Here is a 24,508-nt window from a genome sequence, read left to right on the forward strand (position 1 = left end):
TAGCGGCATCCCTGAAGCGTAGCGTAAGGATACAACGAAGAACGGGAACAAGCCTTAATAGTTGCCTTTGGCCTTGCGCTTCAAAAAACGAAAATCAATCTACTCAAACTCATAACCACAATCGTAACAATGATGGCACTTATTGGCTTTAATCGGAGTGGTAAGCGTTAAGAAAGCAAGTATAGTAGCCCAGATACTATATTTTTTATCGGTTGCCATGCCATAGCCTACATTGGTAGATCCACATCGCTCACAAACGGTGTTACTTTCTGCTGATGCCTTTTCATCAACAATTTCATCTGATGATTCAAAAGCCAAACTATTATCTTCAGCTAATAAAGCGCTGATAGCTTCCACATCCCGCTCAAAAACAATAAGTTTAACACCGCCAATGGCCTGGTTGTAAAGCGGCTGAATTGTAGACACATTTTCATCGGCCAGGAAACAGGCAAATCCACTGTCTTCCAATTTGGCTTTAATGATGTTGGCCTCCATCGGGTTATAATAGGTACTATAAACTACGGTTCTATCATCCATATTTCAAACATAAGAATTTATTTTATGATGGAAATGAAAATAGCTGCTGATCAACTAACTATTGAGGAATTCTTTCCACCAGTAACCGGAATCTTTAATGGTACGTTCCTGGGTCTTAAAATCGTTATAAATCAGTCCAAACCTTGCTGTAAATCCCTCTGCCCATTCAAAATTATCCATTAATGTCCAGGCCATGTAACCTGAAACAGTTACCCCTTCATTTTTGAGTTTGAGCAGCGCGGCCAGGTAAAGTTTAAAATACTCGATCCGTTCGGGGTCTTGTACCCTTTTATCAATCAATTTATCATGATAGGCTGCCCCGTTTTCGGTGATGATGATATTTTTAATAGCCGGGTAGGCGGCAAACTGTTTTACAATATTGTAAAAGCCATCAGCATTAATTTCCCATCCCATGGCTGTATGTGGCTTTTTTCTACTTTTAGCCTTCACTTCCCAAGCCTGGATTACCGGGATAAAGGCATTATATTTCACCGTTAATGGAAAATAGTTTTGAAGGCCGATAAAGTCAAAATCGAATTTCATTCTCTCCTGCAATCGCCAGGTTCCATATTCAATCTGGAATTTTTCCAGTACATCCCAATCTGCTGTAGGAAAGCCAATGCCTAGTGTAGGCTCTATAAACAAACGGTTCATTAAACAATCTATGCGTTTTGCAGCCAATACATCATAATCACTTCCGGTATAGGGAATTATTTCGGAGCAGGAATATGTGGTCCCGATATGGGCATTGGCCACCTCGGCACGCAAAATTTTGCCCCCATCGGCCTGTGCCAGGGCTGTGTGCAAAACTGCCGGAAAAAAATTGCTTAAGCCTGTTTTCCCTGGTGCATGTACCCCGAGCATGTACCCTAAAGAGGTATAACCAAAAGGCTCATTCAATACAATCCAGTTTTTTACTTTATCGCCATATTCTAATGCACAGATACTTACAAAGGCGTTAAATGCAGCATTAATGCCAAAGCTTGTCCAGCCGCCCTCATCTTCTAAGACCTGTGGTAAATCCCAGTGATAAAGCGTAACATAAGGTGCAATTCCATGTATTAAACACTCATCAATAAGATTGTGGTAAAAACGGATGCCTTCCTGGTTTACTTCTCCCCTTCCGCCAGGCAAAATCCTCGACCAGGCAATAGAAAACCTAAAAACCTTAAATCCTAAGTGTTTAACCAATGCAACATCTTCGGCATAACGATGATAAAAATCGCAGGCAGGGTCTAATTTATGATTCTTCTTTATTTTGCCGTTTTTCGCTGTAAAAGTATCCCATATAGAAGGGCCCTTACCATACTGAGTTGCTGTTCCTTCTATCTGTGCTGCAGCAGTAGCTACACCCCACAAAAAATCCGGACCGAAATTGCTTGCTTTAATCATTGTTTACCAATTAATTGCCATAAGTTGCGAGTTTAATATTAACAAATCATTAACAATCAAAATGAGTCAAAATAAAAACATTTTATGACATTTTTACCGATGTGTTACTCCTTAATTTACTTCCTGTTGGTATTATTAAATCTCACGGCTTTCATCGACTTATCAAATAAAAACATTCAATATTCAGGATCAATAAGTTTAATCAGGTAATATGTTGATCTACTTGTTCGCTAAAAAGCTAAATGATGAATAATATCAAAGATCAAGCAGATGGTTTATAATTCTTTATCAAACAGCGTGCAATTATTTAATCCAACAATTATTGACCTTAGCTGCAGTACCTGCTGTTTATCAATATAAAAAATATTGATATGATAACATTAATCCAGCGTTAACCCGATTTCCTGCAGCAATATCGCTGCATTAAAAGTTTTGCACGGACCATGTTTTAGCAAATAATCAAATCTCATTTCACCATCGGTAATTTGAATATCGAAATGGAAATTGCGGACTGCTTCAGGATGATCGGTAATCAGATTTGCCAGTTGCAGGTCGTGGGTAGCAAAAAGAGCAGGTGTTTTTTCGCCAATTAGCTTTTGGATAAAAACCTTTGATCCTAAATATTTATCGCGGCTGTTGGTACCCCGCAGCATTTCATCAATCAGTACAAAAGTATCTTTATCCTTTACCACATTATCCAGAATCATTTTCAAACGGTTGAGTTCTGCCTTAAAGGTCGAAGTACTTTCGTTCAGTGAATCTTTAATCCGCATATAGGTATTGATCGAAAAGACAGATAACTGCATCATTCCGGCACAAACCGGCGCACCTGCATAAGCCAATACCATATTAATACCCAAAGTACGTAGAAAAGTACTTTTACCTGCCATATTAGAGCCTGTTACTATATCAACAGTTGGTTTTACTTCCACCCTAAAATCGTTATTTACCCTTAATTGCTCATGAATAAGCGGATGGCCAATACGGGTAGTAGTCAATGCAAACTGATCTTTAATGACCGGAAAAACCCAATCTGGCTGATTATAAGCCGTTGTAGCCAGCGAGATCAGTTCTTCAAAATCGCCCAGATGATCGAGCGCAGCAATTACATCTTTCGATGATGATTTATACCAAATAGCTAAATGGATGCAGCATTTTAAATCCCAAAGTAAAAGGGCATTGAGTATACCTCCAACGATAATATTTAACCGGGCATCAAAATTTTCGATAATCTTCGTTAAAGCTTTGATTTCTTTACTTACCGGAATTTTCGAATCGAGTAAACTTAACGTATAACTGCTTTTCCAATTTTGGCTCTCTGTCCATAAAATAGCGCTCGCATATCCGTTCAGCAGGTTCGAACTTCCGCCAAAGCTATAAAACACTTTGTTGATCTTTGAACCCAGCAATACATTCCATCCGATATGGACCACGATCAATAGCGCCAATACTTTCCAGAAAACACTACTCACTAAAAGTGCGGCCAACACTACAGTGATAGAAATATAAGGTACCAGTTTTACATAAAAACGCATAAAAGATCCTTTAACAAAACCCAACTGTTCGCCCAACTGGCTTTTTAACTGTATTTTGATCTGTTCTATTTTATCAGGATCGTAACCATGAAGGTTAGCCCGAAAACTATAGGTTTCTGCTATTTTATCTGTTATTTCTTTTACAGCCTCCTGGCGACTCAATATCCTATCCCTGTTCGATTTTTCGGCCAAATTTTTAGCCAACAGCCTGTTTCCGTTTTTGGTGCTACAACGGTTAATGAGGGCAAACAGCGATGAGGCACCAAAAATATCAAGATCGGAAGCATAAGGATGTTGCTCACATTCGAAAACTTTACCATGGTCGTATCCGTTAGCGGTACCATGTAAAATATTCCATTCGTTCTGATAAACCCATAAAAGTTGCTTTTTATAGTCGATTTCACGGTCAAGCCGGCTTTGTCTGCGCACAACCACCGCAAAGGCAATTACCGGCAGTAATAAGCAAATTTGGATCAATATCCTTAAGCTGTCATCTGCAGAGCGCAGCAGCAAAACGAAAAATAAAATTTCTGTGAGAAACAGCGCTATGCGTAATAAAGAAAGCTGATCAATCAGTTTTTTTGTTTGATCGATATCCGCAGTAATATGTTTTATTTTATTTTGGTAACCGGCTATTATCTCTTGTTGTGGTTTCTGCATGATTTTATTCTGTATACATTTCCGAAGGTATCAGATCGATAGATTGTCTTTTTTGTTACAATTTTCTCTAAGTTTGAATCTTGAAATCCTAAAGATAGGCAAATATTAAATGAAGATTACCCTGATTGCCATTGGCAAAACCGAAGATAAGTATTTAATTGAGGGAATTGACAAATACATCAACCGGCTTAAACATTATATTAATTTTAGTTTTTTGGCCATACCTGATGTAAAAAATGTTAAAAACCTGAGTGAAGCACAACAGAAAGCAAAGGAAGCAGAACTTTTACACAAGCAAATTAATAATGGCGATATGGTGATTTTGCTGGACGAGAAGGGAAAAAAATATTCATCGGTTGAGTTTTCCGGTTATTTAAACAAACAGATGATCGGCAGTGTTCAACATTTAATATTTATCATTGGTGGCCCTTACGGATTCGACGAAAGTATTTACAAAAGGGCAAATGGCTTGATTTCCCTTTCGGATATGACTTTTTCGCACCAGATGATCAGGCTGTTTTTTGTGGAGCAGCTTTACCGCGGGTTTAGTATTTTAAAGGGGGAGCCCTATCATCACGCTTAGAGATGAAAAACGCTTGGGGCAAACGTACTATCGGATGACATATGGAAAAAGGGAATAAAAATCATCATTAAATAAAAGAAACTATGATATTAGATAAATATAAACGGGAATACAGATACAAAAGCAACCAGCGTGGCAGCAACAAATACTTATGGGTTAGCATTATCATTTCACTGATTATTGGTGGCCTGATCTGGTATTTCGGCTAAACGCAAAAAACACCAGACAAATTGCCTGGTGTTTCTGATACTTTCACTGGTAAAGCTTAAACGCCTTTTTTACTGGTCATATTTGCTTTTTTAGCCGGAGCCGAAGTTTTGGTAGTTGCTTTTGCACTGGCAGTTGCTTTAGCACCTGTAGCTTTTACTTTTTTATCAGCTGCTTTTTCTTCAGCTAATTTAACTTCAGCAGCTGTTCCTGGTGTTTCAGGAGTTTCTTCTGTAAACAAAGGCAAATCTTTTAATAAGTTATACCAGGTAATGATTTTTTTCATGTCCGAAGCATAAACTTTTTCCTGATCGTGGCCAGGAGCAACTTCCAAAAAGAAAGGACGTAAATCGCCTTTAAGATCCGGAGTATTTCCTTTAACTGCAATTTTAGCAAAAATGTCAGCTAATTTAATTTCCTCATCTTCACCATACACGGTAATATCTTCTAACGAAGCTAATTTCGTGTTGGTGATGTTGGCTACAATTTTAGTTTTTTGCTCATCTAAGCTCTCTAAAATGTAACCTACTTTATTTTGTCCAACCAATTTAAATAAACCTGGTCTGCCAGATACGGCAACAATTCCTCTTAAATTCATATCATGTGTGTTTAGCGGTTAGCGGTTGGGGTATGGCGCACTAAATCGCCTACCGCCAAACGCATAACGTATTTCTATTGTTTTAAAATCTAAATGTGAGCCATTAGCGCCTTAAACGCTTATCGACAAACGCATTGCGCACTAATCTTCTAAAACTTCAATATTAACAATCTTATCGCCCTGACGGATATCATCAACAAGATCTACATTTTCGACAACTTTACCAAAGCAAGTATGGTTACGATCTAAATGAGCAGTATTTGCTCTGCTATGGCAGATAAAAAACTGCGACCCTCCGGTGTTACGGCCAGCATGAGCCATAGATAAAACACCACGATCGTGATATTGATTTTCTCCGTCCAGTTCGCAATCAATTTTATAACCCGGGCCACCAGTACCTGCTAGATGTGCCTTAGCCGGATCTTTTGAATTTGGACATCCGCCCTGAACCATAAAGTTAGGAATTACACGGTGAAAAGTTACCCCATCATAAAAGCCTTCTTTAGCTAGTTTTTTAAAATTTGCAACGGCTTTCGGCGCATCATTTTCGTAGAATTCTACGGTCATATCGCCTTTTTCTGTTTTTATTATTGCTTTACTCATATCAATATCGGTACTAAATTTAAATTTTGTTCGCCTAAAAAATTTTCATTTTTTTTTAGTAAAGGGCAAAAATAACAAAATTGTATAACTTATAACATCATTAATTTTTCTATCCAGTTTAAATGCGGTATTTTAGTGTTTTAAGCATACCGATTTGATAAAGAAATATTATATCCTGCTCATCTGCCTGCTTTGCTCTCTTGGGCTTAGGGCTTCTTCCCTATTAATTTACATGGACGAAGACCAAAAAAACCACTTGAAAGCATATGGTATTGCCTATTGGACCATTAGCAAACAAGTAGAGGTTGACTGGCTTTTGAACTATCGTGGCGGAAGCTTTTTAATTAAATACAATAAAACAGTTGAAGATGAACTGAAAATCCGCGGTGTATCTTATGAAGTAATGGCCGATGGAAAAGTAAGCAGCCTTTTAAATGAAATCAGCGACCCCGCCGTGAATATGGAAATGGTTAAACTGGAAAAAACACCTAAAATTGCCGTTTACTCTCCAAAAAGCAAACTGCCATGGGACGATGCGGTTACACTTGTTTTAACCTATGCAGAAATCCCTTATGATGTTATCTACGATGATGATATTCTACAGGATAAGTTAAGCAAATACGATTGGTTGCACCTGCACCATGAAGACTTTACAGGTCAGTACGGCCGCTTTTGGGCTAATTTCAGATATGCCACCTGGTACCAGGAAGATGTTAAAAATCAGGAAGCACTGGCGAAACGAATGGGTTATAAAAAAGTGTCGGAAATGAAACTGGCCGTTGCCAAACATATTAAGGAGTACTGTGCCGGAGGCGGTTTCTTGTTTGCCATGTGCTCTGGTACCGATAGTTTCGACATTGCCCTTGCTGCTGAAGGTGTAGATATTTGTGCCCAGATGTTTGACGGGGATCCTGCTGACCCGAATGCACAATCGAAACTTGATTTTAACAAAACCCTTGCTTTTCAGAATTTCAGACTTGATAATAACCCCATAAATTATGAATTTTCGGATATTGACGTTACCCAAACCCGTACACTGAACCAGGCCAACGATTACTTCACTTTATTCGACTTTTCGGCCAAGTGGGATCTGGTGCCAACTATGCTTACACAGGATCATGATAAAGTAATTAAAGGTTTTATGGGGCAAACCACTGCCTTTAAAAAAAGCCTGGTAAAAACAAATGTAACCGTTCTTGGCGAAAATAAGGGCGCAGCAGAGGTAAGATATCTACATGGCGAAATTGGCAAAGGCCAGTTTACTTTTTATGGCGGACACGATCCGGAAGATTATCAGCATGCCGTGGGCGATCCCCCAACTGATTTAAATCTGCATCCAAATTCACCAGGGTATCGGCTGATCTTAAACAATGTACTTTTTCCGGCAGCCAAAAAGAAACCTCAAAAAACGTAAATCCTAACGCTATTACTATTCCCGTTAGGTTTAAAAGTTGTATATATTCCTATTATGTATACACTAAATGGCTCCGCACACCATCTCTGAACTTAATCATCACCACACATTATCTTTACAAGAATCATACTGGGAACCAATATTTTAGCCCACAAAATGTAACACATTTGATACTTTGGCACAGCTTTTGGAATAAGCTTGAGCAATTAACAAACAGGATAAAACCTGAAAATTTTAAATAAGATTTTTATAAAAGAAAAATATCATGAAAAAGTTATTATTAAGTGCTTCAATCGCTTTATTAGCAACAGGTGCTTTCGCTCAAACAACGATGACTGGTGAGACTTCACGTTTTGGAATCAAAGCAGGTGTTAACCTTTCAAAGTTCCACGCAGGTGGTGATGATAATGCAGCCAATACTTTTAACGACAATGCAAAAAACAATGTTGGATTTAATGTAACAGCCTTTGGTGATTTTGGTGTAGGAAACAACTTCTTTATTCAACCGGGCGTATCGTTACAGAGCAAGGGTAATAAGTTTGAATCTACTGGTTCTGCAACGGTGGGTAATAATACCATTACTACCACATCATCAGTTAAAACAAATTTAATGGCCATTGAAGTACCTGTTAATGCAGTATTAAGGATTCCTACAGGTGCTGCAGGTGCAGTTCAGATTAGTGCTGGTCCTTATATCGGTTTTAACATTTCAGGTAAAGATAAAGGACAAACGACTACCACAACGGTTAACAACAGCAATAATACGAGCGCAACGGTAACTACTTCTAATGATAGAGACCTTTCTTTCGGTAGTGCTAGCGACAAAAATTATGGTAGCACAGACTTTGGTGCAAACTTTGGTTTAGCTTACCGTACAACTTCTGGTTTTTTAGTAGGTGCTAACTATGGTTTAGGTTTATCTGATTTAACTCCGAAAGACAGACAAGCCAATTCAAATAAATTAACTAACCGTGTGTTAGGATTTACAGTAGGTTATTCATTCTAGTCTAAAAATACCTATTCAAAACAAAACCCTTCCCGGAGTTAAATCGGGAAGGGTTTTTTTATGCTATTGATTCTGCAGCCTAATCGTAAAAATTCCAGCTTACCCCAAATTTTAGTAAGGCATCTTGCATAGGATATCGGTTTACTGTGTAGTAACCTGGTTGGAATAGACCCTGATTTACAAAATCATATTTAACAAAAATATTGGCTCTTTTTAAATTTGCTTTAAAAAACGCATCAATTACTGGTCTTGATTGTAGCTTTGTTGGGTTGCGCTCATCAATATAAAACTGCGCAGTAGCTGGTGAATATAAGTAATTTGCATATTCAGCATTATATCTCACATCAAATCCTACATTGGCTTTTAATACCTTAAAAAACGTATTATCAAAATAAATACTGTTATAGGTGTATAGATCCGGTGTTCTTAGTACCGCGTTTTTATCTGTTTTCTGATAAGCGATATAGTTTTCCATCACAAATTTCCCAAACCTGGTTTTCTTAGATACATCCAACCTGATTAAGCTGATATCTGCAGTAGCCTGTTTCGGTAAAATAGCAGTTGTATTATTGGTTAAATCTGCAGTAAAATAAAGATAATTACTGGTTAAATAATATTTAGCCCCTGCGGTAAAGCCGTACCTGTCATTAATATAGTTTAATGATAAATTGGCAATTTTAGTATTCTTAAAACCGTTGTTTGTCCACTGGTAATGATTGCCATGGTAATAATTAAAAATGGCTGCCGGGGTTTGATTCTGCACGTATGCACCCAGCTCCATCCTGCCTATGGTTTTACCTAAAAGAATTTTACTTTTAGCTTCGTATAAATAATCACCTGCATTTTCACCTTGCAAGATTTGCTGTATATCTAAATTGAAATCAATATTATTAGAAAACCGATAGCCCGCTGCGCCTAAAATGGTAATGTTCTGATAAGTAAAATTACTATGTTCGTAACTGGTTCCATCTTGTTTTAAACCCAGATATTCATGTTTGTAATAATCATGCCTTACGCCAGCATCAACCTTTAGCTCATTTTTTATGACCAAACTATTCTTTGGCCTTAAAAAGAAACTGTAGATAAATTCATTTTTGATATGTTTTACATGGGTAGAATCATTGGTATATATTGTACTCGCCATTCCGGGAGGCAACACATTATTTACATCTGATCCATTTTTGTAAAAATCATAACTGTCATTATTATATTCAAGCGTATACGAAACCTTATTGGTAGGTAAAACTGCATTGTTAACATTTGCAGCGGTATCTATCCTACCTACATAATAGGTTTGTTTTAAGAAAAGGGTATTTTTTCTGTACAAATTTCTGGAATCTGATAAATTTACCGGCTCAGCCTCTCTTGCAATTTTAGTATAATTTGGATCGAATAATCCTTTAGCTACTGTAGAGCCGTTCTCGTATGCTCGCATGGTGTTAAAAATGGCCGAAGCCCACATATTATAACGTTTATTCGGCGACTGATACCATGAAAATATGGCAACATTCAAGTTATCGCCACGCTGCCTTGAATAAAAGCCCTTGGAATCGCCACGGTTAAAATTAACCCCAACGTTCCAGTTTTTTTTAATATTCTGGGTGTGCGTAGCCCTAAAAAGCTGTTCCTTTTGGCCTGCACTCACAAAATACAGGCTGGTAAAAGGCGTTCTGGCCTGATAGAAAATAATATCATCAGGAGTTAAAGCATAATAATCGAGTGAATGGAAGCCCACATCGAAACCGATTCGCTTACTGGGCTCGTACAACAAGGGTCTGGCAGAAAGGCCCATGTTACCATTGTTAATGGTTGGATGGGTAGGTTGTAAAAGCGGACTATAATTCTGAATATTAACGGTTGATGTATCCAGTGGTAACAGCACAATACTATCTTTTGTTAAAGACAGCTTGGTAAAACGAATATATTTGGCTGTAAAAACTACGGAATCTTTACCCCCATCTAGCTTTTTCCTCACCGAATCGAGTTCTTTATTGGTACCAACACTTGTTTTTAAATCTTGTGCAAAGACTTTGTTCCTGCCTAACAGCAGGAAGATAAAAAAACAGATCTTAACAGCTTTATGCATTTTATAGTTCAGAAATTAAGCGGGTTAAAATCTCAGTCATCTTAGGTTCGGCCTTGGCTGCTGCGGCTAAAATGTCATCTAAATCAAAAGGCTGCAGATCTTCCGGAAAACCTTCGTCGGTTAGTACAGAGATGGCAAAAACAGGCAAACCGGCATGGTTGGCGACAATAACTTCGGGTACAGTACTCATACCTACCGCATCAGCACCAATTAAACGCAGGTATCTGTATTCGGCTTTGGTCTCTAAATTCGGTCCGGAAACTGCAACATATACCCCTTTATGACATTTGATATCTACACTTTTGGCAATTTCCAACGCCTTGGCTATGATATCACGTTTATAGGGCTGGCTCATATCCGGAAAACGCGGACCCAATTCACTTTCGATTAAACCACGCAATGGGTTATCTGGCTGCAAGTTGATATGATCGTCAATAATCATCAGATCACCTTTTTTAAATTCGGGATTTAAGGAGCCCGCAGCATTAGATACAATTAAGTTTTCGATACCCAAACCTTTCATTACCCTAACAGGAAAAGTGATCTGTTGCATGCTATAACCTTCGTAATAATGTAACCGGCCTTGCATGGCTATAATGTTCTTCCCGTTTAGTGTCCCAAAAATGAGTTTCCCGCTATGGAACTCTAAAGTAGAAATGGGGAAATTAGGGATATTTGAATACATCAATTGATGTTCAATTTCGATTTCTTTCACCAGGCCGCCCAGGCCGGTGCCTAAAATAATACCTATCTCTGGCTTAAAATTCTCTGTTTTACGTTTTATATATTCAACGGTTTCTTCTATTGCTCTTAACATAATTTAAAATGAGTTCGTCAAAGGTAATCTTATCTTCTTCAAATAATTCAACCTCTATGGGTAAATAATATATAGGTAAATCTACCAGTAAATCTTTAAATCCGGTAGCTCTTAAACGTTTGCTATCCTTTTCTGTTGTGATAACAATTTTATCTTTTTTATTGCTCGCCATAAAAGCCGATTTAAACTTCTTAAGATCATCATTTTTAAAAGCATAATGATCAGGAAATTTTTCGTGTTTAATGGTTCCGGTGTATTTTTCAAGTTCTTCTATTAATGGATCGGCATTTGCGATTCCGGTGAGCAGGAAAATTTCAAAATCTTTAATTGATTTGAGCGTTTGACATTCGTTGTGGTATAAATGCTTCAGATCGCCATATTTTAAGTAAGAATGTAATACAGGTTGATTTCCATTTGGCTGCAATTCATTTACGGATGCCTGTTGGGCAACATGCAATAAAGGCACTGGCGATTTGGTAACCAAAAACACATCGGCTCTTTTTCGCGAGGAGAAAAGATCCCTTAAATTACCCGCAGGCAGTAAAAACTGTAAAGTGCCCAGTTTCCTGAACTCGAAAAGCAAAATATTTAATCCAGCCTTAATGGCCCGGTGCTGAAAAGCATCATCCAGAATAATTACATCATGGTTGTTTTGCAATTGTTTTACTCCTGCTACACGGTCTTCACATACGGCCACGGTAACCTGTTTAAACTTCTGGTAATATTGTAAAGGTTCATCACCAATCGTTTCGGCAGTAGCCTGATCATTGGCCAGGATAAACCCCTTGGTTTTACGCCCATAACCCCGGCTTAAAATGGCTACTTTATAGCCCGAAAGCAACCTGACAAGGTATTCGGTAGTCGGTGTTTTTCCAGCGCCACCAACAGCAAGGTTGCCCACGCAAATTACAGGCAGATCGAACGATACACTGCGCATCATTCCCCAATCGTAAAGCTTTTTCCGGAGTGTAATGGCCATAGCATAAACCAATGAAAAAGGAAGCAGTAAAAGACGTAAATAATTAACTAGCATATGATCGTGTTTTCAAAATTACTGATTATTTAAAAAAGAATGGTATTGCTTTTGGCCATATCCATTAAATGAACCTTTGCCATTTAAAAATGTTTGTCGAATCTTACCCATCTTAAATACAGTTATGATTTAAATTGATTAGGCTGAATTTTATTTTTATAATTGCTGTTTCCTATCAAAAACATAAATACATGTCTCCAAATAAGCGATTAGTAGTTGGGCAGGGTCAGATTAGTGGCTACATTTCTATATTTTTAGCCGTTTTAACATTATTGGGCATCCTTTGTTTTCACTATCCGGAGAAGCTTACTACGCCAGAATTTCGGGAGGTTTATACCAAAGAAAGTGTAGAAGTTTTAATGTTGGGTGGTGTTATTGCGGCCCTTTTCTTTTCGGCAATGAGTATTGTTTTAAGCAAAAAATTAAAGTGGGCCTGGCCTGGCTTTTTACTAACTGCATTAGCCATTTTATTGGGTGCTGTAACTGTTGAAGGCAGGGATGTTGCCAAATCGGGATGGCATTTTGGCTTAGACTGGATGATTTTGGATTTACTGCTCATGGTAGCCATTTTTGTTCCACTAGAATTATTTTTTCCTAAAAATACCAACCAAACCAAGTTTCATGAGGAATGGCGTACTGATTTAACCTATTTTGTAGTGAGCCATTTGTTTATCCAGTTTTTTGGCATCATCACCCAAAAACCTGCAGTCCTCTTTTTTGGCTGGATGGGTTTAGATAAATTGCATACCTGGGTACAAAGTCTGCCTTTTGCAGTGGCACTATTTTTGGCCTTTTTCAGTACCGATCTATTTCAATATTGGGCACATCGTTTTTTCCACACCCGTGTAGCCCTTTGGCGCTTCCACTCCATACACCATTCTACACAAAATATGGATTGGCTGGCCGGAAGCCGTACCCATTTTATCGACATCTTTTTTACCAGGGCCATGACATTCATCCCGCTTTATATTTTGGGCTTTTCATCTACAGTTTTCAATGTATACATTATTTTTATAGCCATCCATGCGGTACTGATCCATGCCAATACCCGGATTAACTTTGGGCCGTTAAAATACCTATTCACCACACCTCAATACCACCATTGGCACCATTGCGAAGATCCTAAATATTATGGGCATAATTTTGCCTCCATATTCCCCTTTATTGATATGATGTTCGGCACCTATTATTTACCAGGCAAAGAATGGCCTGCCGGAACGGGGGTTCATGAAGCTTCTTACCCGAAAGGTTTTGTTAAACAATCTATCTATCCCTTTACAAAAAGTCCGTTTGATACTAATTTGAATATGGAAGAAAAAAGTGATCGATAAAAAAGGCACTAACACTCGTTGCTAAGGAGCTTTGGATCACCCATCGTTTTTAACGATAAAAATCTTAAGGCGATTCTTATATAAGAGATAAAATATCCTAATAATCAGGAAAGCAATGCCATCAAGCATTAATGTTAGCCGGGCTTTCCGCTAAATCTTTTATTTTGAAAAAAACAAAAGTATACCGCTGCATCCGATAACTAACTATCGGATCCCGTTTAATCAGCACTTGCAGTGCTATTATTAAAGGTATTGGAGCCAGTCTCAAACTGACAACATTCCTCTCAGATAATAAAATCTGCCAGCACACTATCTATACGCCCGGCTCCGTGACTTCGGTATCTTTTCTCGGGCAACCTCTGTGGTTAAAAACTATGATGCAATTGTAAAACTATTTCTTTAATGCTTTAGTCTCTGTGAAAACACGATGTCCAGTATGGTTAAAAAATTTAAGGTGGAACAAACAACTCTTTAAAACGTTATATTAGCGTTCCATCTTATTTTATGCACGCTGAAACAGAAATTTTAATTATTGGGGGTGGATTGGCAGGTTTAACAGCTGCACTTCATCTAAATAAGATGGGTTTAATGGTTACGTTGATTGAGAAAGATGCATATCCCCACCATAAGGTGTGTGGGGAGTATATTTCGAACGAAGTAAACCCATATTTTAAATGGCTGGATCTGGATATTGAGCGCCTTGCACCAACATCCATCAGCGATCTGCTTTTTACTTCAAATCCTGGTAAAAGCATACAGACCAAATTGCCACTGGGTGGTTTTGGTTTAAGCAGATATGCACTGGATCATTATTTGTATACCGAACTGATTAGGAGAAAAGTAAATATCGTTCATGACCGCGTTGTAGAAGTCAATTTTGTCGATAACCAATTTAAAGCAGCCACTACAAACCATACCTTTAATGCTGCTTACGTAATAGGTGCATATGGAAAAAGATCGTCCATTGACATGAAGCTAGACCGGAGTTTTATGGGAAAGCAATCGCCTTATCTGGCCGTCAAAGCACATTACCAGGCAACCTTTCCGAAAAATATCGTTAGTCTGAACAATTTTGAAGGCGGTTATTGTGGTGTTTCAAAAGTTGAAGATGATCGCGTGAACATCTGTTATCTGACTGATTATGAACAATTCAAAAAACATAAAAACTTAATTGCCTTCCAGGAAAACGTGCTGTATAAAAACAGGTATCTTAAAGATATTTTAGAAAATGCAACCAGCTTATTCGATACTCCGTTAACCATTAGTCAGGTTTCTTTTGAGCGTAAAGAACCTGTTTATAAACATATTCTCATGGTTGGCGATACTGCTGGCTTAATTCATCCGCTTTGCGGTAATGGTATGGCCATGGCCATTCACGCTGCCAAAATTGTTTCAGAACTTTTGCATCAAAGGATTCAAGGCAAAATCAGTTCACGAGAGGCACTGGAAGAAAGTTATACGGCACACTGGAACAGCGAATTTAAACGCCGCTTAAAAACGGGAAGGATATTAGCCGCTTTGTTGAGGAATACCAAACTTGAAAGTTTAGCGATAAATGCATTGATTAAAATGCCCTTTCTGCTCCATGCAATAATTAAACAAACACATGGCAAGCCCATCAAAATTTCATCATAAATGCCAATAGACACCACATTTAGAAGCACAGCGCCAGAGATTATGGATGATTTCGCCATGGAAGGCGAAATATTGCGCGATGCGCTTGACAAAATAGCCAGTATTAACCAACTTCTTGGTGGTAATAAAGTTACATTAGATGGTGTTAAAATATTAATAGATAGCAAACCATCAGATCAGATTATACGTATTACCGATATTGGTTGTGGAAATGGAGATATGTTGCGTACCCTGGCCGATTATGCAAAAAAGCAAGGTTTGCATTTTATTTTAAAAGGAATAGATGCCAATAAATTCACCATAAAGCATGCGCAAAGTTTATCAACCAGTTACCCTGATATCACCTATGCCTGCAGCGACATTTTTGATGACTTAAGTAAAACAGAACCTTGCGACATTATGCTTTGTACCTTAACGCTCCATCATTTTAAAGATGAAGAAATTATTGATCTGTTAAACATTTTTAAAAGATCGGCAGCAATGGGTATTGTGATAAACGACCTGCAAAGAAGTTCAACAGCCTATTACCTGTTTAAAGCATTGTGTTATGTTTTCCGGTTAAATGATATGTCGAGAGAAGATGGGTTAATCTCCATTTTACGTGGCTTTAAAAGAGCAGACTTGCTAAAATACACTAAACAATTAAGCGTAAAATCGAGTTCAATAAAATGGAAATGGGCTTTCCGCTACCAATGGATAATTAAAACAAAATGAGCGTAACCATAAAAGCAGTAAGTAAAGCTTTACCTGAGTATTGGCGGTCAACCGCCGATATTTTGCCATTTTTAGATGTTTGGCTAAAAGATCAGGACGATCGCTTTATCAGAAAGGTAAAAAAAATTTTTGAAGGTGCCGCAGTGGATAAAAGATATTCGATCATGTCGCCAGAAGATGTTTTTAGTGATTTAAGCTTTGAGGAACGAAACAATATTTATGTGCGCGAAGGCATAAAGCTGGGGGCCAAATGTTTGGAAACTGCGCTCGAAAAAGCCAGTTGGCAGGCACAGGATTTAGACTATATTATTACCGTAAGCTGCACGGGGATCATGATCCCTTCGTTGGATGCTTATCTGATCAATATGCTCAAACTCCGACAGGATATCGTTCGTTTACCGGTAACTGAAATGGGCTGTGCGGCTGGTGTATCGGGTATGATTTACGCCAAAAATTTCCTAAAAGCTAACCCGGGCAAACGCGCAGCGGTTATTGCAGTAGAATCACCAACGGCAACCTTTCAACTAAACGATTTTTCGATGGCCAACATTGTCAGTGCGGCCATATTTGGCGATGGTGCTGCCTGTGTGTTATTAAGCTCAGATAAAGACGATACCGGACCAGAAATTCTGGCTGAAGAAATGTACCATTTTTATGATGCAGAAGAGATGATGGGATTTAAACTCACCAATACCGGACTGCAAATGGTACTGGATGTGGCCGTTCCGGAAACCATTGCCAATCATTTTCCGGAGATCATCCACCCATTCCTGAAGAAAAACGGATTCGAAATTAAAGAGATAGATCATTTGATCTTCCATCCGGGAGGAAAAAAAATTATCCAAACTGTTGAGGATTTGTTCGGGCAGCTCGGCAAAAATATAAACGATACAAAAGAAGTATTAAAGCTTTATGGAAACATGAGCAGTGCTACGGTTCTTTATGTTTTGGAACGGATGATGGACAAAAAGCTAATGCCCGGAGAAAAAGGACTGATGTTAAGCTTTGGACCTGGCTTTTCAGCACAACGTATACTTTTACAATGGTAATACTTATTCATTCGATAATCCACTCATGACCACACAAGAAATATTAGATCAACTGCCTTACGGCAAGTCTTTTCTTTTTGTTGATGAGTTACTACACATTGATGAAAATGGAGCAAAGGGTACTTATACCTACGCTCAAGACCTACCCTTTTACGAAGGACATTTTAAAAACCATCCCCTTACCCCCGCAGTAATACTCACCGAAACCATGGCGCAGATCGGATTGGTTTGTCTGGGCATTTACCTGCTCAAAAGTGTTCAAACTGATCAGAATATATCCCTGGCCATGACTTCAAACGCTATCGATTTTTTAAAGCCGGTTAGACCGGGTGAACAAGTAATGGTTACCAGCGAGAAAGTGTATTTTAGGTTCAATAAACTGAGTTGCAAGGTAAAAATGGAAAATGCAGCCGGAGAAGTGGTTTGCAAAGGAAATATTTCTGGTATGTTAATTCCAAAAGAAAATGGATAACAGAGTGGTCATTACAGGCTTAGGCGTATGTGCTCCCAATGGCACTACCATTAATGAGTTTTCTGAAGCCATAAAAAAAGGAATTTCGGGCATCCGCCATCAGTCCGATCTGGAAGCCTTAAACTTCTCTTGCCAGATCGCTGGTAAGCCACCCCTTAGCGAAGAACGGATCAGCCAATATTTTACACCGCTTGAATTGCGGAACCTAAACAGTACAGGTATTGTTTACGGTGTTATTGCTGGTTTAGATGCCTGGCAGGATGCAGGCCTAACCATCGAAAATAATGACGAACCCGACTGGGATAGTGGCACCATTTTCGGAACAGGTACTTCCGGTATAGATAAATTTAGATGGGCCATTAACAAAATAGACGCGCTCGAAATTAAAAAACTGGGCAGTTCAGTCGTGATCCAAACCATGGCCAGTGGCGTGAGTGCTTTTATCAGTGGGAAACTGGGTTTAGGCAATCAGGTCAGCACCAATTCATCTGCCTGCGCAACAGGAGTCGAAAGTATATGGCTGGCCTGCGAAAGAATTAAAACCGGTCAGGCTAAAAGAATGTTAGCAGGAAGTACCAGCGACAGCGGACCTTATATTTGGGGTGGTTTTGATGCCATGAAAGTTTGTACTTATAAGCATAATGATGCACCTGAAAAAGGTAGCCGCCCGATGAGTTCAACAGCAAGCGGCTTCGTGCCGGGAAGTGGCGCAGGTGCTTTGGTATTGGAATCGCTTGAAAGTGCATTGGCTAGAAAAGCTAAAATTTATGGCGAAGTACTTGGTGGTCATATCAATTCGGGCGGTCAGCGGGGTTTAGGCTCCATGACCGCACCAAACCCTACAGCAGTACAACGCTGTATCCAGGCTGCATTAAAAAATGCGGGTATTGAAGCACAAGAAATCGACTTGATTAACGGCCACCTTACCGCGACTACTAAAGATGCGCTGGAAATAGAAAACTGGAAAGTAGCCCTACAGTTACCTGATGGTAATTTTCCATACATCAATTCTTTAAAGGGTATGATTGGTCATTGTATTGCAGCATCCGGGAGTATAGAATGTGTGGCCTCGATACTTGAGCTTACAGAGGGTTTCATCTTTCCCAATATTAATTGTGAAGACTTAAACCCAGATATTACTGCTTTAATTGACGAAAAATGCATTCCTCAAACCCTAATTCATCAGCCCATTAATATTTTAGCGAAAGCCAGTTTTGGTTTTGGCGATATTAATGCCTGTATTATTTTTAAAAAGTATCAACATGAATAAAGAAGAGATTATCGAAACCCTGAAAACAATTATCGAACCTTACAGTGAAGAGGTAACCGCCCTGGCTCACATCGACGAAAACACCGATTTTATAAATGATTTAAAAATAAATTCGGCCAACCTGGTTGATATTGTTCTGGATGTTGAAGAAAAATTCAACATCGAAATAGATAACGATTCGATGGCTAAAATGCTTACGGTAAAAGCTACAACCGAAATTATCGCTCAAAAACTGGAAGCACATGCTGGGTAATGACATTGTTGACCTGGATCTGGCCAAAATTCAAAGCAACTGGCGGCGTAAAAATTACCTCGATAAAATTTTCACTCCAAAAGAACAGTCATTGATTACATCTGCAAATAATCCTGATGAAATGGTTTGGCTATTGTGGAGCATGAAAGAATCGGCCTATAAAATCCATAACCGCAAAACGGGCATCCGCGATTTTGCACCGAAAAATTTAACCTGTACCATCCATGCAGACAGCTATGGAGCGGTCAGTATTAACAACTATACCTATTTCACCAAAAGCAATATACAAACAGCGTTTATACACACCATAGCTGCTCCTGTTTACAATAAACTGGAAAAAATTAAAGTAGCTATTTACGAATTACCTGATCACCCAAATGATTACAAAAGCACCAAACCTGGTAGTGTGAGCCACCATGGGCAGTATTTGGCTTTGGTGTATTAATAATTCTTTTTTTTCCTTGTAATTGCGGATAAGTGTCAGTTGGTAACAACCGAAGCCACAACATATTGACTGTTCTTCACCGTCAGTCATCCTCGCGCAGGCGGGGTCTTAACGCTTTGATATCAAAACGGATAAAATCAGCTATGTTGAGCTATCGCTGGGATGAAAATAATGGTCAGAACTGGAATTATCACTATCTAAAGAAAAGATGGCATTATCAAACCTGTCAGATCCTCATCGCCAAACTGCTGTCTCCATAAATTCGCGTAGTGCCCATTAGCAATTAGCATTTCAGTATGACTTCCTTCTTCAACAACTTTACCTTTATCTAAAACAATAATATGATCAGCTTTTCTAATTGTAGGCAAGCGATGGGCAATGATGATAATTGTTTTCTTTTGTGCACGCAACAAATCTATCGTGCGTTGTACATACTGTTCAGAAGCTGAATCCAAAGAAGAAGTAGCTTCATCGAGGATCAAGATTTCAGGATTACGGTAGAGGGCTCGGGCAATGGCAATCCGCTGTTTTTGACCGCCCGATAAAGAAGCACCATTTTCGCCTAAGTAAGTCTGAAATCCTTCTGGCAACGCTTCAATAAAATCTATAATTCCCAATTGCGTGCAAATACCTATAATTTGTTGCATATTGGGCTCATAATCACCAATAGCAATATTTTCGATAACATTTCCTGCGAAAAGATCAATTTTTTGCGGTACCACGCTCAATAAATTTCTTAAAGAAGCATTATTCAAATACTTCAGCGCATGATTACCGATAAAAATATTCCCTGATTGTATGGGATAAATATTTTGAAGCAAAGACATTAAAGTAGACTTGCCAGATCCGCTTTCCCCTACAATAGCAGTAAAACTCCCGGACTTAATATTCAGGTTTAAATCTTCAAACACATTTACGCGACTGCCGTACCTAAAAGCTACGTGCTCAAACCTGATATCGCCCATTAGTTCTTTTGTAAGGTAAACGCTCGTTGAATTTTGTTCAATTTCCAGATCCATTATTTCGAACAAACGATCGGAGGCGATCATCGCATCCTGGATAGATTTATTAGCCCCGATTAATGAAGTAGCGGGACCGGTAAAATAGCCGATTAGTGTATAGAAAGAGAACAATTCGCCTGGGGTAATTTCTCCGTCTAAAACATACCCTGCACCTACCCACAGCAAAATAATGGTAAGCATACGGGCTATAACCTCGGTCGTTGTTCCGGAGAAAACAGCGTTTAACCCTGATTTATAGATTGTTCTGAGTAGACTAATAAAATGAGTTTCAGTTTTTTCATTGGTAAATCTTTCCAGTCCAAATCTTTTAATTGTGGCTACATTATTTAAACTCTCTACCAATTGCGATTCGAGTTCTGCAGACTCTTCCATCAGTTTGCGCTGCATCTTTTTATTCAATTTATTGCTGATGTAATAAACCAAAAGATAAAGCGGAATAACGGCGAGCATCATTAAAGCGAGTTTCCAGTAATAACTGAACATCAAAACAAACGAAAATACCACAATAAAACCGTTAACCACCAGGTTAATGGAAACATCATTTATAAAAGCCCTTATTTTTACCGCATCATTTACCCTCGAAATAATTTCGCCCACCCGCATGGTATCAAAAAACTGTTGAGGTAATTTTAAGAGGTGTTTGTAGTAACCTAATATTAACCGGGCATCTATCTGCTGGCCTGTACGGATGGTAAAAATAGTTTTAATAGTACCGATAAACAGCTGCAATGCTAAAATGACAACCATCATCAAACTCATTAAATTAAGTAGGTTCCGATTGCCTTCTACCAAAACATGGTCAGTTATTTTTTGAACAAAGACCGAGGTAGATAGTCCTAGTATGGTATAAATTAAGGCACCAAAAAGTGCCTGTATTACAATACTTTTATGCGGCTTAATCAGGTGCCAGAAACGGCTTTTTACATCAACCTTTTCATTACCCTGGCTAAAATCTTCATCGGGCAACAATAAAACCAGTACACCTGTCCATTCTGCTATAAATTCGGCAATGGTTTTACGGTGCATTTTTCCATCACCCGGATCCATTACCTCAATATATTTATCGGTTACTTTATAAATAACTACATAATGTTGCAATTGCTTCTTTACCACCACATGCGCAATGGCTGGCAATGGAATTTTAGAAAGACTAGCTAAATTGCCCTTTACTCCTTTTGCTTCAAAACCCAATTTATTTGCGGCTTCTATCAAACCTAAAACATTGGTTCCTTTTTGGTCGGTGCTGGCCAATTGACGGATGCGCGCAACAGGCATCTTTAACTTATAAAATGCAGCAATAGAAGCCAAACAGGCAGCGCCACAATCGGTAATATCACGTTGTTTAATTAGTTTAGACATTAGGAGGGAGATGTGAGACATGAAACTGGAGATATGAGTTTAAAAATTTTCTGCTTTGGTCTTTAGGCTACAGCCCTAAACCTTTTACCCTACACCATTTGACGGGTTTAACCAATCATCAACTTTATCATAAAGCAATTGATACAGGTTCCGTTTTGCAATGGTAAAATGCGCATTAAAGGTCATCCCCTTTTTCACCTGCCCTTTATAACCATTTTTTAACTTCAGATAATCCTTGTCCAATTTGCACTTCACTTTAAAATAAGGATTTTGATTAATCAATATGATATCGTCTGAAATATCGGCTACTATACCAGCAAGCAATCCCCATTGGTTATAGTTAAAAGCATCAATCTGAAACCTTACGGTTTGACCAGCTTTAATTAAACCGATATCAGCAGGTTTAACGTAGCAGATGGCCAGCAAAGCACTATCAGGCGATATTTCTCCAATTTTTTGATTAGCCGAAATGAAAGAACCCAGTTGCAAGCCAGATAAATTTTGCACAGTTCCTGATACTCCTGCAGTTAAATGATATAATTTCTCCTGCTCGGTAAGCTGGATTTTCTGACTATCGAGATCTTTTAATTCTTTTCTGTATTGATTAGATTCTGTTTGCCACTGCGTTTTATACTTTTTAGCTACCAAATTAAAATCAGAAAGCGCCTGGTCGTAATTAAATTTATATTGTTCATACTCTGCTTGGGTAACTACCCTCTTACTGTACAGTATTTCGTATCTTTTATAAACTTTATAGGCCTGTTCGCGGGCATTTAATGCATTTTGAGTTTGCTCTGTGTATTGCTGCCAGCTTGCAGAATACAGGCCTGTTTGCAATGCAGGTTGCCCTGCACTGCTTAAATCAGCCTGTTTTAAGAGTAGGAGCGCATCATTTAACAAATCTTTTAATTCACCAGCGCGATTATTCAAAATCACGTTTTGTGTTTCGGGTATAGTTGGGTCAATATTTAAAAGGAGTTGTCCTTTTTTTATTTTTTTATTATCGGTTAAGTTAATCAGCGTAATTTTCCCGCCAACTGGCGCCAGCAACTCTGTTTTTTCGATATTACTCTGCAGCGAACCATTGCCCTTAACACTTACCGTCGTATAAATAAAGGGTAAGGATGCAAAAGCCACAAGAACAAATAGGATGGTTGCCGAGTAAATAATTTGTGTACGTAGCTTGGTGTGGTGTAAAAAAATAATGGCGTTATCTTCGAAATTTGCGTCTTCTGTTAAAGGCATAATCATCAATTGGCTTGGTTAAGGCCAAGTTTGTAATTATTAACTTACGCAGGAAAAAAGATACACGAAATGGGGAATTGTAAGGATGAAATGGCTCGGTTAAGAAATTGGTCATAAATTTCGCCATGGAACCAAAAGCCTAGCGTAATAAATGATTAGGAATTTACACACTTCATGAGCTAAATGCCGGTAATTTAATTTCATACAGGCATTAAACTCATTTGTAATTAATGGGAATAGCAAATATTCTAACATTATTAGTGGCTAACATAATATGCCGTCTTACCAATAAAATAACCACTTAAATAAGTTATTCCAATTAGGGCAAAAGCCAGGAGGATAAATATCATAAGGTTATTTTTCATAGCAATTTAAGATTAGTTGCTTTAATTAAAAATTATTAAGGCAAAATACCGAAATCCTTAATGCTTTGTATTGCTCCGTTTATAAAATACGTTCTCTGATCAAAAAGATATATACATATCAAAATGACAATAAACAGAATATTTATCATTTGTTGGTTTTTGTTGATTGCAGTTTTTTACATGTTGAGAAGTTTATTTTTGGTATTTGGGTCTGAAATTTGAAAAATGATAAGAAACAATTTTTACCATATTTAACTATATTAAAAAATTCTTCTCAAAAAATGCGATCATGTTGGCTAGTGCATGTAATGCGATAACCAAAACGATCTTATTTATATTACCTTGATGACGTAAAGACATATAATAGTAAGCCAATATAAAGCCCACTACTGTAAGAACTGCTGCATACACAGGATTATAAAAATGAGAGGCTCCAAACAATAATGCTGAAAGTATCATGCAGAACAACGCAGGTAGTTTTAAGTTTAAGCATGTCTCTATTATAAGATATTGAAAAATAATTGTCTCCACAATTGGAGCAACGATAATTACCATAATAAATTCCGATGATAAGCTATCAAATTTATGCGATGCTTTTGTTAAATCAGGGTTGATATAATCTGCAATGCTTGCTGTTAAAAACTGAAAAACAAAATAAATTGAAAAGGTAATTAGAAAATATTTTAAATTTTTAGAAGCGGGTATTTTATTTATAGCGAAAGACATGGCTTATAATAGGTTTTGGAATTAAGCAAATGCAAGTGTTATGATTTGTCAACTAATATATCCACGATTAAATCGTATTTTAAAAACGTAAATTTTCGTCTTCATCTTCGCAATTGTTATTTTCTTTTAAAAAGATTATCTATGATACATA

23 protein-coding genes are annotated in these 24,508 nt (G+C 38.1%); 12 read left to right on the forward strand and 11 right to left on the reverse strand.

The features are described 5' to 3' along the window. Positions 1–99: 99 nt before the first annotated feature. From ABEG20_RS14375 to ABEG20_RS14385, 3 genes are all read right to left on the reverse strand, one after another. A complete protein-coding gene (locus ABEG20_RS14375) occupies positions 100–537 on the reverse strand; it encodes a DUF2007 domain-containing protein (RefSeq protein ID WP_406824008.1) in 438 nt (145 codons plus the stop codon). 54 nt (positions 538–591) lie between these two features. Further along, positions 592–1,929, reverse strand: coding sequence for a GH1 family beta-glucosidase (locus ABEG20_RS14380; protein WP_406824009.1), 1,338 nt, complete (start codon positions 1,927–1,929; stop codon positions 592–594). A 380-nt stretch (positions 1,930–2,309) separates the two neighbouring features. After that, the gene (locus ABEG20_RS14385) at positions 2,310–4,124 is read right to left on the reverse strand and encodes a MutS-related protein (RefSeq protein WP_406824010.1); all 1,815 of its coding nucleotides are present in this window, start codon (positions 4,122–4,124) and stop codon (positions 2,310–2,312) included. A gap of 109 nt (positions 4,125–4,233) precedes the next feature. Between ABEG20_RS14385 and rlmH the strand changes: the two genes are divergently transcribed. Then, positions 4,234–4,707: a 23S rRNA (pseudouridine(1915)-N(3))-methyltransferase RlmH gene (gene rlmH / locus ABEG20_RS14390; protein WP_406824011.1), complete on the forward strand. Its 474-nt coding sequence runs from the start codon at positions 4,234–4,236 to the stop codon at positions 4,705–4,707. 83 nt (positions 4,708–4,790) lie between these two features. After that, on the forward strand, positions 4,791–4,916 hold the full coding sequence (locus ABEG20_RS14395; protein WP_262502298.1) for a hypothetical protein: 126 nt from the start codon (positions 4,791–4,793) through the stop codon (positions 4,914–4,916). A gap of 56 nt (positions 4,917–4,972) precedes the next feature. Here the strand turns inward: ABEG20_RS14395 and ABEG20_RS14400 are convergent, their stop codons facing one another. Beyond that, positions 4,973–5,512 (reverse strand): DUF5606 domain-containing protein, encoded by a 540-nt coding sequence (locus ABEG20_RS14400; RefSeq protein ID WP_406824012.1) that lies wholly within the window; start codon positions 5,510–5,512, stop codon positions 4,973–4,975. 141 nt (positions 5,513–5,653) lie between these two features. After that, the gene (locus ABEG20_RS14405) at positions 5,654–6,115 is read right to left on the reverse strand and encodes a peptidylprolyl isomerase (RefSeq protein ID WP_090501202.1); all 462 of its coding nucleotides are present in this window, start codon (positions 6,113–6,115) and stop codon (positions 5,654–5,656) included. A 232-nt stretch (positions 6,116–6,347) separates the two neighbouring features. Here ABEG20_RS14405 and ABEG20_RS14410 point away from each other — a divergent pair, with 232 nt between their 5' ends. Together ABEG20_RS14410 and ABEG20_RS14415 are read left to right on the forward strand one after the other, a co-directional pair. Continuing rightward, positions 6,348–7,529 (forward strand): asparagine synthetase B, encoded by a 1,182-nt coding sequence (locus tag ABEG20_RS14410; RefSeq protein ID WP_406824013.1) that lies wholly within the window; start codon positions 6,348–6,350, stop codon positions 7,527–7,529. Between the two features lie 265 nt (positions 7,530–7,794). Next, complete coding sequence (locus ABEG20_RS14415; protein ID WP_406824014.1) at positions 7,795–8,535, forward strand: outer membrane beta-barrel protein; 741 nt, start codon at positions 7,795–7,797, stop codon at positions 8,533–8,535. Between the two features lie 79 nt (positions 8,536–8,614). Here ABEG20_RS14415 and ABEG20_RS14420 read toward each other — a convergent pair whose 3' ends face one another. Genes ABEG20_RS14420 through lpxK form a run of 3 tightly spaced genes read right to left on the reverse strand, consistent with a single transcriptional unit; the run spans position 8,615 to position 12,471 of the window. Then, a complete protein-coding gene (locus ABEG20_RS14420) occupies positions 8,615–10,621 on the reverse strand; it encodes a putative porin (RefSeq protein WP_406824015.1) in 2,007 nt (668 codons plus the stop codon). Between the two features lies 1 nt (position 10,622). Next, positions 10,623–11,438 carry a purine-nucleoside phosphorylase gene (locus ABEG20_RS14425; protein WP_406824016.1) on the reverse strand — a complete coding sequence of 272 codons (816 nt, stop codon included), beginning with the start codon at positions 11,436–11,438 and terminating at the stop codon, positions 10,623–10,625. Beyond that, the gene (gene lpxK, locus ABEG20_RS14430; protein ID WP_406824017.1) at positions 11,410–12,471 is read right to left on the reverse strand and encodes a tetraacyldisaccharide 4'-kinase; all 1,062 of its coding nucleotides are present in this window, start codon (positions 12,469–12,471) and stop codon (positions 11,410–11,412) included. Before lpxK ends, ABEG20_RS14425 begins: the two co-directional genes overlap by 29 nt. Before the next feature lie 191 nt (positions 12,472–12,662). Between lpxK and ABEG20_RS14435 the strand changes: the two genes are divergently transcribed. The 8 genes from ABEG20_RS14435 to ABEG20_RS14470 all read left to right on the forward strand — a co-directional run bounded on the left by ABEG20_RS14435 (position 12,663) and on the right by ABEG20_RS14470 (position 19,640). Next, the gene (locus ABEG20_RS14435; RefSeq protein WP_406824018.1) at positions 12,663–13,802 is read left to right on the forward strand and encodes a sterol desaturase family protein; all 1,140 of its coding nucleotides are present in this window, start codon (positions 12,663–12,665) and stop codon (positions 13,800–13,802) included. Positions 13,803–14,306: 504 nt separating this feature from the next. Beyond that, positions 14,307–15,437 (forward strand): NAD(P)/FAD-dependent oxidoreductase, encoded by a 1,131-nt coding sequence (locus tag ABEG20_RS14440; protein WP_406824019.1) that lies wholly within the window; start codon positions 14,307–14,309, stop codon positions 15,435–15,437. Next, positions 15,438–16,151, forward strand: a complete 714-nt coding sequence (locus tag ABEG20_RS14445; protein WP_406824020.1) for a methyltransferase domain-containing protein — start codon at positions 15,438–15,440, stop codon at positions 16,149–16,151. Then, entirely contained in the window at positions 16,148–17,200 is a 1,053-nt protein-coding gene (locus tag ABEG20_RS14450) for a type III polyketide synthase (protein ID WP_406824021.1), read from the forward strand. Before ABEG20_RS14445 ends, ABEG20_RS14450 begins: the two co-directional genes overlap by 4 nt. Positions 17,201–17,225: 25 nt before the next feature. Then, the gene (locus ABEG20_RS14455) at positions 17,226–17,672 is read left to right on the forward strand and encodes a 3-hydroxyacyl-ACP dehydratase FabZ family protein (RefSeq protein ID WP_406824022.1); all 447 of its coding nucleotides are present in this window, start codon (positions 17,226–17,228) and stop codon (positions 17,670–17,672) included. After that, complete coding sequence (locus ABEG20_RS14460; RefSeq protein ID WP_406824023.1) at positions 17,665–18,942, forward strand: beta-ketoacyl-[acyl-carrier-protein] synthase family protein; 1,278 nt, start codon at positions 17,665–17,667, stop codon at positions 18,940–18,942. Before ABEG20_RS14455 ends, ABEG20_RS14460 begins: the two co-directional genes overlap by 8 nt. After that, the gene (locus ABEG20_RS14465) at positions 18,935–19,195 is read left to right on the forward strand and encodes an acyl carrier protein (RefSeq protein ID WP_406824024.1); all 261 of its coding nucleotides are present in this window, start codon (positions 18,935–18,937) and stop codon (positions 19,193–19,195) included. Before ABEG20_RS14460 ends, ABEG20_RS14465 begins: the two co-directional genes overlap by 8 nt. Further along, a complete protein-coding gene (locus tag ABEG20_RS14470) occupies positions 19,185–19,640 on the forward strand; it encodes a 4'-phosphopantetheinyl transferase superfamily protein (protein WP_406824025.1) in 456 nt (151 codons plus the stop codon). Before ABEG20_RS14465 ends, ABEG20_RS14470 begins: the two co-directional genes overlap by 11 nt. A gap of 197 nt (positions 19,641–19,837) precedes the next feature. Here the strand turns inward: ABEG20_RS14470 and ABEG20_RS14475 are convergent, their stop codons facing one another. The 3 genes from ABEG20_RS14475 to ABEG20_RS14485 all read right to left on the reverse strand — a co-directional run bounded on the left by ABEG20_RS14475 (position 19,838) and on the right by ABEG20_RS14485 (position 24,357). Further along, positions 19,838–22,021: a peptidase domain-containing ABC transporter gene (locus ABEG20_RS14475; protein WP_406824026.1), complete on the reverse strand. Its 2,184-nt coding sequence runs from the start codon at positions 22,019–22,021 to the stop codon at positions 19,838–19,840. Positions 22,022–22,105: 84 nt separating this feature from the next. Beyond that, the gene (locus tag ABEG20_RS14480) at positions 22,106–23,266 is read right to left on the reverse strand and encodes an HlyD family secretion protein (RefSeq protein ID WP_406824027.1); all 1,161 of its coding nucleotides are present in this window, start codon (positions 23,264–23,266) and stop codon (positions 22,106–22,108) included. A 620-nt stretch (positions 23,267–23,886) separates the two neighbouring features. Continuing rightward, a complete protein-coding gene (locus ABEG20_RS14485) occupies positions 23,887–24,357 on the reverse strand; it encodes a lysostaphin resistance A-like protein (RefSeq protein WP_406824028.1) in 471 nt (156 codons plus the stop codon). Positions 24,358–24,508 lie beyond the last annotated feature (151 nt).

The organism is Pedobacter sp. KACC 23697 (assembly GCF_045348445.1).
Classification (GTDB): Bacteria; Bacteroidota; Bacteroidia; order Sphingobacteriales; family Sphingobacteriaceae; genus Pedobacter.

What these genes read in the sequence shown, in the direction of transcription:
- ABEG20_RS14375 (WP_406824008.1), bottom strand. Translation starts at nt 537, where the DNA reads ATGGATGATAGAACCGTAGTTTATAGTACCTATTATAACCCGATGGAG.
- ABEG20_RS14380 (WP_406824009.1), bottom strand. Translation starts at nt 1,929, where the DNA reads ATGATTAAAGCAAGCAATTTCGGTCCGGATTTTTTGTGGGGTGTAGCT.
- ABEG20_RS14385 (WP_406824010.1), bottom strand. Translation starts at nt 4,124, where the DNA reads ATGCAGAAACCACAACAAGAGATAATAGCCGGTTACCAAAATAAAATA.
- rlmH (WP_406824011.1), top strand. Translation starts at nt 4,234, where the DNA reads ATGAAGATTACCCTGATTGCCATTGGCAAAACCGAAGATAAGTATTTA.
- ABEG20_RS14395 (WP_262502298.1), top strand. Translation starts at nt 4,791, where the DNA reads ATGATATTAGATAAATATAAACGGGAATACAGATACAAAAGCAACCAG.
- ABEG20_RS14400 (WP_406824012.1), bottom strand. Translation starts at nt 5,512, where the DNA reads ATGAATTTAAGAGGAATTGTTGCCGTATCTGGCAGACCAGGTTTATTT.
- ABEG20_RS14405 (WP_090501202.1), bottom strand. Translation starts at nt 6,115, where the DNA reads ATGAGTAAAGCAATAATAAAAACAGAAAAAGGCGATATGACCGTAGAA.
- ABEG20_RS14410 (WP_406824013.1), top strand. Translation starts at nt 6,348, where the DNA reads ATGGACGAAGACCAAAAAAACCACTTGAAAGCATATGGTATTGCCTAT.
- ABEG20_RS14415 (WP_406824014.1), top strand. Translation starts at nt 7,795, where the DNA reads ATGAAAAAGTTATTATTAAGTGCTTCAATCGCTTTATTAGCAACAGGT.
- ABEG20_RS14420 (WP_406824015.1), bottom strand. Translation starts at nt 10,621, where the DNA reads ATGCATAAAGCTGTTAAGATCTGTTTTTTTATCTTCCTGCTGTTAGGC.
- ABEG20_RS14425 (WP_406824016.1), bottom strand. Translation starts at nt 11,438, where the DNA reads ATGTTAAGAGCAATAGAAGAAACCGTTGAATATATAAAACGTAAAACA.
- lpxK (WP_406824017.1), bottom strand. Translation starts at nt 12,471, where the DNA reads ATGCTAGTTAATTATTTACGTCTTTTACTGCTTCCTTTTTCATTGGTT.
- ABEG20_RS14435 (WP_406824018.1), top strand. Translation starts at nt 12,663, where the DNA reads ATGTCTCCAAATAAGCGATTAGTAGTTGGGCAGGGTCAGATTAGTGGC.
- ABEG20_RS14440 (WP_406824019.1), top strand. Translation starts at nt 14,307, where the DNA reads ATGCACGCTGAAACAGAAATTTTAATTATTGGGGGTGGATTGGCAGGT.
- ABEG20_RS14445 (WP_406824020.1), top strand. Translation starts at nt 15,438, where the DNA reads ATGCCAATAGACACCACATTTAGAAGCACAGCGCCAGAGATTATGGAT.
- ABEG20_RS14450 (WP_406824021.1), top strand. Translation starts at nt 16,148, where the DNA reads ATGAGCGTAACCATAAAAGCAGTAAGTAAAGCTTTACCTGAGTATTGG.
- ABEG20_RS14455 (WP_406824022.1), top strand. Translation starts at nt 17,226, where the DNA reads ATGACCACACAAGAAATATTAGATCAACTGCCTTACGGCAAGTCTTTT.
- ABEG20_RS14460 (WP_406824023.1), top strand. Translation starts at nt 17,665, where the DNA reads ATGGATAACAGAGTGGTCATTACAGGCTTAGGCGTATGTGCTCCCAAT.
- ABEG20_RS14465 (WP_406824024.1), top strand. Translation starts at nt 18,935, where the DNA reads ATGAATAAAGAAGAGATTATCGAAACCCTGAAAACAATTATCGAACCT.
- ABEG20_RS14470 (WP_406824025.1), top strand. Translation starts at nt 19,185, where the DNA reads ATGCTGGGTAATGACATTGTTGACCTGGATCTGGCCAAAATTCAAAGC.
- ABEG20_RS14475 (WP_406824026.1), bottom strand. Translation starts at nt 22,021, where the DNA reads ATGTCTAAACTAATTAAACAACGTGATATTACCGATTGTGGCGCTGCC.
- ABEG20_RS14480 (WP_406824027.1), bottom strand. Translation starts at nt 23,266, where the DNA reads ATGCCTTTAACAGAAGACGCAAATTTCGAAGATAACGCCATTATTTTT.
- ABEG20_RS14485 (WP_406824028.1), bottom strand. Translation starts at nt 24,357, where the DNA reads ATGTCTTTCGCTATAAATAAAATACCCGCTTCTAAAAATTTAAAATAT.